Source organism: Candidatus Thioglobus sp., from assembly GCF_028599055.1.
Taxonomy (GTDB): domain Bacteria; phylum Pseudomonadota; class Gammaproteobacteria; order PS1; family Pseudothioglobaceae; genus Thioglobus_A.
This window is the reverse complement of the sequence record NZ_JAQRMS010000030.1, coordinates 1-5,394: the sequence shown is the minus strand read 5'-3', so window position 1 is coordinate 5,394 and position 5,394 is coordinate 1. Positions and strand designations below refer to the sequence as shown.

Below are 5,394 nucleotides of genomic sequence, written 5' to 3'. Positions count from 1 at the left end.
AATCTGGCGATTTTCTAAAAGGCTCTATTCGCTCAATCCCAAGCGTGCATATCAAAGATTTACTCGATTTAGTGGATCGTGAAAATCCTGGTTTAATTTTAAAATTTGGCGGTCATGCGATGGCAGCGGGCTTAAGTATTAAAGCAGAAAATTTCTGGTCATTTAAGCGCGCCTTTCATGACGCTATCAAACGCCATCTTAATAATGAAATTCCCAAAGTTGAACTACTCACTGACGGCCAACTTGAAGCCTTTGATATTTCACTTAATAATGCTGAAATTTTAAAAGCGGCAGGTCCTTGGGGGCAAGGCTTTGAAGAGCCGATATTTTTTGGTGAATTTGAAATAATTGATCAAAAAGTGGTCGGTGAAAAACACTTGAAATGTCGACTCAAACTTAACGGCGATAGTCAAGTGCACGACGCCATTGCTTTTTTTCAAGCACCACTTGAATCAACTCAAACTAAGGTAGCTTACAAACTCTCAATAAATACTTGGCGTGGCAATACATCCTTGCAACTCATGGTTGAGCAAATAACTAATTAACAGCTTTATGCAAAATTGAATTAATTAAAGTTTGATAAGGAACACCTTCTTTCATGGCTCTGGTCTTGAGTCTGGATAAATCAGTTTTAGGAATTCTAAGCGAGATTGGCGCACGATCTTCATTCATTTTAGCGCGAGCACTAGCCTGTATTTCTTTTAAACGTTCTTCATTTAAAGAGCTAACACCAACTTGGTAGCTATCCTTTTCTATAGCTTTAATCAGTTGCTTTTCATCATCATCAAGATAAGTGGTGACTTTTGGTATTTTATTCATTATTCATTCTCGGTTAAATATATAGCTGTGTGCTTTCTACTTGGGAAAACAGTTTTTAAAAATATCTCATCTTCGGTTTCAATATAAGGCACGACATACGCATAGTTATTTATTCCCAATATAAACATACGCTGATTTGAATATTTTTCACTAGGATTCTCAATATCATCAAGCACTCTACCTTCTTCTAATGCAACAATACAATCTTCAAAGCCTATATTGCCTCTGCTAACATCATTTCTTAAGGTTTTTGCTTTTGCAGTGTCCCAGCGTATTGTTTTCATTATTTTATATTTATATATACAGAGTATATCATAGCATAAAAATTTCAGAAATTTTGCAAATTAATCCATTGTAATAAATTGTTAAATATGTGTTAGAATATGTCATTAACCATATAACTAACAACATATAAAAAATTATGGATATTATCAGCAATAGCGAATTACAAAAAAATATTGGGAAAATCTCCAAAGATATTGAGCATGATTATTTTACAATCACCAATCGGGGTATGCCAAAAATGGTACTGTTACCTTACTTTGCCAAAGGTAGTGATTTAGTGGATGACTACATGGAAAGTTATGAGATTTTTCTCAATCAAGAAAAGCTGAAAAAACAAGCAAAAGAGTCGTTAGATAGCGGTCTATCAAATTTTGAGATCTAGGTAGTGCGCTTTGTATTCACCCATAAAGCCAACAAGCAATTTAACAAACTAGATGGACAAACTCAGGAAAGGATAAAAGAAAAGCTGCAACTACTCAAGCAAGATAAAGAATTGCTCAGTAGTAATCTAAAATCAGTGGTTAATTTATTGCCAGTTACCCATCGAATCAGAGTTGGCTCGTATCGATTATTGCTCAGCGCAGATGAACGTGGATTTATTGTTTTAAAAGTTGCGCACAGATCTCAAGTGTATCAATAAAATTTCGGAAATTTTGCAAATCGCACTTTTGGTGTGATTTTTTTGCCCTAAACGTGTTGCATACCGTCAAGCTGGCACAAGGGCAAGGCCTGTGCCACATAAATGACAATAAAAACCATTATTTATAGCTTTAAACGGCCGTTTTAAGGAATTTTTCGTTAAAAGTGAGTAATGCAAGGCTTTCCCCACTTGGGTTTTTTAGCAAGAGCTGAAAATTTAGCAAATTTCGTAATGATGGCACGCTTACCCATGGTGGCGCCTACTTTTGGAGTCGATCTGCTGATGGGTCGGATGGTCGTTCTTTGATCGTCGATAGTAGAACTTCGGCCTTCTACAGTACTTTTCGCTCCGGTGGCAATAGTGTTCGTTGTATTAAGAATTGATAACTAGTAGTCAATTTATAGATGATAAATAGTGCTATGTTTTGCGCTGTAAAAGCTGTTTTGGCGAGAGCGATATCAAGGTAAAATAACGTCTTTTATTTTTGATATTTTTATCATGCCGATAATCACGCTTCCTGATGGAACTGAAAAATCTTTTGATCAAGCATTGACCGTATTTGAAGTGGCTAAGTCGATTGGCTCGGGCCTTGCTAAAGCCACGCTTGCTGGCAAGGTAGATGGCGAGATGGTGGACGCTTCTTTTCTGATTGAATCAGACGCTAGTGTTTCAATTATTACCGCGAAAGATGAAGAGGGCTTGGAAGTTATTCGCCATTCTACTGCGCATCTTTTGGCGCAAGCCACGCAAATGCTGTATCCGGATGCACAGGTGACGATTGGTCCGGTTATTAACGATGGTTTTTTCTATGACTTTGCTTACAAAGATGGTTTTTCTGAAGACGATCTAGCGAAGATTGAAAAAAACATGAAAAAACTGGTGAAGCAAAGTCTTAAGATTGAGCGCAGCGAAATGAGCCGTGATGAAGCGGTGGAATTCTTTAAAGCCAAAGGCGAGCATTATAAGGCTGAGATTATTGAGTCTATCCCAGCTGATCAAGCTTTGTCTTTGTATAAGCAAGGTGATTTTATTGATTTGTGCCGCGGCCCGCATGTACCGTCAACTTCAAGGCTTAAAGCTTTCAAGCTGATGAAGCTTGCTGGTGCTTATTGGCGTGGTGACAGTAACAACGAAATGCTACAGCGTGTGTACGGCACCGCTTGGGCAACTAAAGAAGATTTAGAAGCGCACTTGCACCGTTTAGAAGAAGCTGAAAAGCGCGATCACCGAAAAATCGGAAAAACACAAGACTTATTTCATATGCAAGAAGAAGCGCCTGGCATGGTGTTTTGGCATGAAAAAGGCTGGACCTTGTATCAAATTGTTGAGCAGTATATGCGCGGTGTATTTAGAGATAATGACTACAAAGAGGTGCATACCCCTCAGCTGATTGATCGTACACTTTGGGAAAAATCAGGCCATTGGGATAAGTTTGGTGATGCGATGTTTACCACGAATAGTGAAAATCGTGACTACGCGGTAAAACCGATGAATTGCCCTGCACACATTCAGATTTTTAACCAAGGGTTGAAATCTTATCGTGATTTACCACTGCGTTTGGCAGAGTTTGGTTCTTGTCATCGTAATGAGCCATCAGGCACACTACACGGTATTATGCGTGTGCGTAATTTTGTACAAGACGACGGACATATTTTTGTAACCGCTGATCAAATTCAATCAGAAGTATCTGAATTTATTGATTTAACCTTTAATGTGTACAAGCATTTTGGTTTTGACAATGTAGACATTAAACTTTCTACTCGCCCTGAAAAGCGTGTGGGTTCAGATGAGGTTTGGGATCGTGCTGAGGCGGCACTTGCTGAAGCGTTAGACGCCAAAGGTATTAACTGGGAATTGCAAGAAGGCGAAGGTGCTTTCTACGGCCCTAAAATTGAATTTGTCTTAAAAGATTGCCTAGATCGAGAGTGGCAGTGTGGCACTTTACAAGTTGATTTTTCAATGCCTGAGCGCCTTGACGCGACTTACATCGCTGAAGATAACTCTAAGCAAACACCGGTTATGTTGCACCGAGCAATTGTGGGTTCGCTAGAAAGATTTGTGGGTATTTTGATCGAACATTATGAAGGCGCATTCCCGGCTTGGCTGGCGCCAATTCAAGCGGTTGTGCTAAATATTTCTGAAAAACAGCTTGATTTTGTTAAAGATGTTAATAAAAAGTTAAAAAAACAAGGACTTAGAGTCATTTCAGACTTGCGTAATGAGAAGATAGGCTTTAAAATACGCGAGCATTCCATGCAACGTTATCCATATATTTTAGTGGTGGGTAAACGTGAGATGGAAAATAACGAAATTTCAGTACGTAAACGTGGCGGTGAAGACTTAGGATCTATGTCAATCGAAGCGTTTGTAGAGCTGGTTAATAAAGAAACAGTAGAGGGATAATTATTAAAAAACCAAGTAATAAGAACAAAACTCGAGTTAACGATTATATTAGAGTTTCAGAAGTTCGATTAATTGACGAAAAAGGTGGGCAAGTTGGTATTGTTGATACTAACGAGGCCAAACAAAGAGCTAAAGAAGTAAACCTAGATTTAGTTGAAGTTTCTCCAAATGCGGAGCCACCTGTTTGTAAGATCATGGATTTTGGTAAATATATTTATGAGATAAAACAGCAAAAGAAAGAAGCTAAAAAGAAACAAAAGAAAACCCAAGTTAAAACCATTAAATATCGCCCAGGCACTGAAGAAGGCGATTACCAAATTAAATTTAGAAATTTGGTTAAATTTTTAGATAATGGTGATAAGGTTAAAGTAAGTATTTGGTTCCGTGGACGCGAAATGCAGCACAGAGAACTAGGCATGGAAATGCTAGATAGAATTGAGAAAGATACAGAAGAATTTGCCAATGTAGAGCAAAAGGCAAAGATGGAGGGTCGTCAGCTAGGCATGATGCTGGCACCCAAATCGAAAAAGAAGTAATGATGCGCTAAATTATACTGCGTTATTCAGTCTTTACCGTACCTAGGTGTACTGTTCAAGACTGAATGCCTTGTCTAATTTGCACCTCATTATTTCTTTAGTTTTATAATAAGTTATTCATACGAATAACAAATATGTCCAAAGGACAAGGAGAAAATTATGCCGAAGTTAAAAACAAATAGAGGTGCTGCAAAGCGCTTCAAGAAAACCGCCAAAGGTGGTTACAAGTGTAAACACTCTCACTTGCGTCATATCTTGACTAAAAAGAGTACTTCAAGAAAACGTGGTTTACGTGCACCTGATACAGTAGAGAAGGTAGATGTACCAATGGTTCGTAGAATGTTACCGTATAGTTAAGGAGAAGAATAATGGCAAGAGTATCAAGAGGTGTGCAAGCGCACGCGAAACACAAGAAAATTTTAAAGAAAGCCAAAGGCTATTACGGCGCACGTTCAAAAGTATATCGTGTTGCTAAGCAAGCGGTAATTAAAGCGGGTCAATATGCATACCGTGATCGTCGTCAAAAGCGTCGTCAATTCCGTAGACTTTGGATTGTTCGTATTAATGCAGAAGCTCGTAATTGTGGTTTAAGCTATTCAAGAATGATTGATGGCCTGAACAAAGCAGGTATCGAGATTGATCGTAAAGTTTTATCAGATATTGCAATTTTTGATAAAGCCGCATTCGCCAAGATTGCGGATCAAGCAAAAG

9 protein-coding genes are annotated in these 5,394 nt (G+C 38.4%); 7 read left to right on the top strand and 2 right to left on the bottom strand.

Going from position 1 to position 5,394, the window contains the following annotated elements:
• Positions 1-545 (top strand): DHHA1 domain-containing protein (locus PSN35_RS03380; protein WP_300029435.1); only part of this gene is annotated, 545 nt, incomplete at its 5' end.
• On the opposite strand, the gene PSN35_RS03375 is transcribed toward PSN35_RS03380, so the two are convergent.
• Together PSN35_RS03375 and PSN35_RS03370 are read right to left on the bottom strand one after the other, a co-directional pair.
• Positions 538-819, bottom strand: a complete 282-nt coding sequence (locus PSN35_RS03375; RefSeq protein ID WP_300029432.1) for a CopG family antitoxin — start codon at positions 817-819, stop codon at positions 538-540. The two genes, PSN35_RS03380 and PSN35_RS03375, sit on opposite strands and share 8 nt — an antisense overlap.
• Positions 819-1,103 carry a toxin gene (locus PSN35_RS03370; protein WP_300029429.1) on the bottom strand — a complete coding sequence of 95 codons (285 nt, stop codon included), beginning with the start codon at positions 1,101-1,103 and terminating at the stop codon, positions 819-821. Before PSN35_RS03370 ends, PSN35_RS03375 begins: the two co-directional genes overlap by 1 nt.
• A 137-nt stretch (positions 1,104-1,240) precedes the next feature.
• Here PSN35_RS03370 and PSN35_RS03365 point away from each other — a divergent pair, with 137 nt between their 5' ends.
• The 6 genes from PSN35_RS03365 to rplT all read left to right on the top strand — a co-directional run.
• A complete protein-coding gene (locus tag PSN35_RS03365; protein WP_300029426.1) occupies positions 1,241-1,486 on the top strand; it encodes a type II toxin-antitoxin system Phd/YefM family antitoxin in 246 nt (81 codons plus the stop codon).
• A gap of 3 nt (positions 1,487-1,489) precedes the next feature.
• On the top strand, positions 1,490-1,744 hold the full coding sequence (locus PSN35_RS03360; RefSeq protein WP_300029422.1) for a type II toxin-antitoxin system RelE/ParE family toxin: 255 nt from the start codon (positions 1,490-1,492) through the stop codon (positions 1,742-1,744).
• 498 nt (positions 1,745-2,242) lie between these two features.
• Positions 2,243-4,147, top strand: a complete 1,905-nt coding sequence (thrS, locus tag PSN35_RS03355) for a threonine--tRNA ligase (protein ID WP_300029419.1) — start codon at positions 2,243-2,245, stop codon at positions 4,145-4,147.
• A gap of 2 nt (positions 4,148-4,149) precedes the next feature.
• The gene (gene infC / locus PSN35_RS03350; protein ID WP_300029459.1) at positions 4,150-4,683 is read left to right on the top strand and encodes a translation initiation factor IF-3; all 534 of its coding nucleotides are present in this window, start codon (positions 4,150-4,152) and stop codon (positions 4,681-4,683) included.
• 159 nt (positions 4,684-4,842) lie between these two features.
• Complete coding sequence (gene rpmI / locus PSN35_RS03345) at positions 4,843-5,040, top strand: 50S ribosomal protein L35 (protein ID WP_291926302.1); 198 nt, start codon at positions 4,843-4,845, stop codon at positions 5,038-5,040.
• 11 nt (positions 5,041-5,051) lie between these two features.
• On the top strand, positions 5,052-5,394 hold a 343-nt coding region (gene rplT, locus PSN35_RS03340; protein WP_300029411.1), incomplete at its 3' end, for a 50S ribosomal protein L20.

Excerpts from the sequence above, each read along its gene's own strand:
- PSN35_RS03375 (WP_300029432.1), bottom strand. The coding sequence starts at position 819 with ATGAATAAAATACCAAAAGTCACCACTTATCTTGATGATGATGAAAAG.
- PSN35_RS03370 (WP_300029429.1), bottom strand. The coding sequence starts at position 1,103 with ATGAAAACAATACGCTGGGACACTGCAAAAGCAAAAACCTTAAGAAAT.
- PSN35_RS03365 (WP_300029426.1), top strand. The coding sequence starts at position 1,241 with ATGGATATTATCAGCAATAGCGAATTACAAAAAAATATTGGGAAAATC.
- thrS (WP_300029419.1), top strand. The coding sequence starts at position 2,243 with ATGCCGATAATCACGCTTCCTGATGGAACTGAAAAATCTTTTGATCAA.
- rpmI (WP_291926302.1), top strand. The coding sequence starts at position 4,843 with ATGCCGAAGTTAAAAACAAATAGAGGTGCTGCAAAGCGCTTCAAGAAA.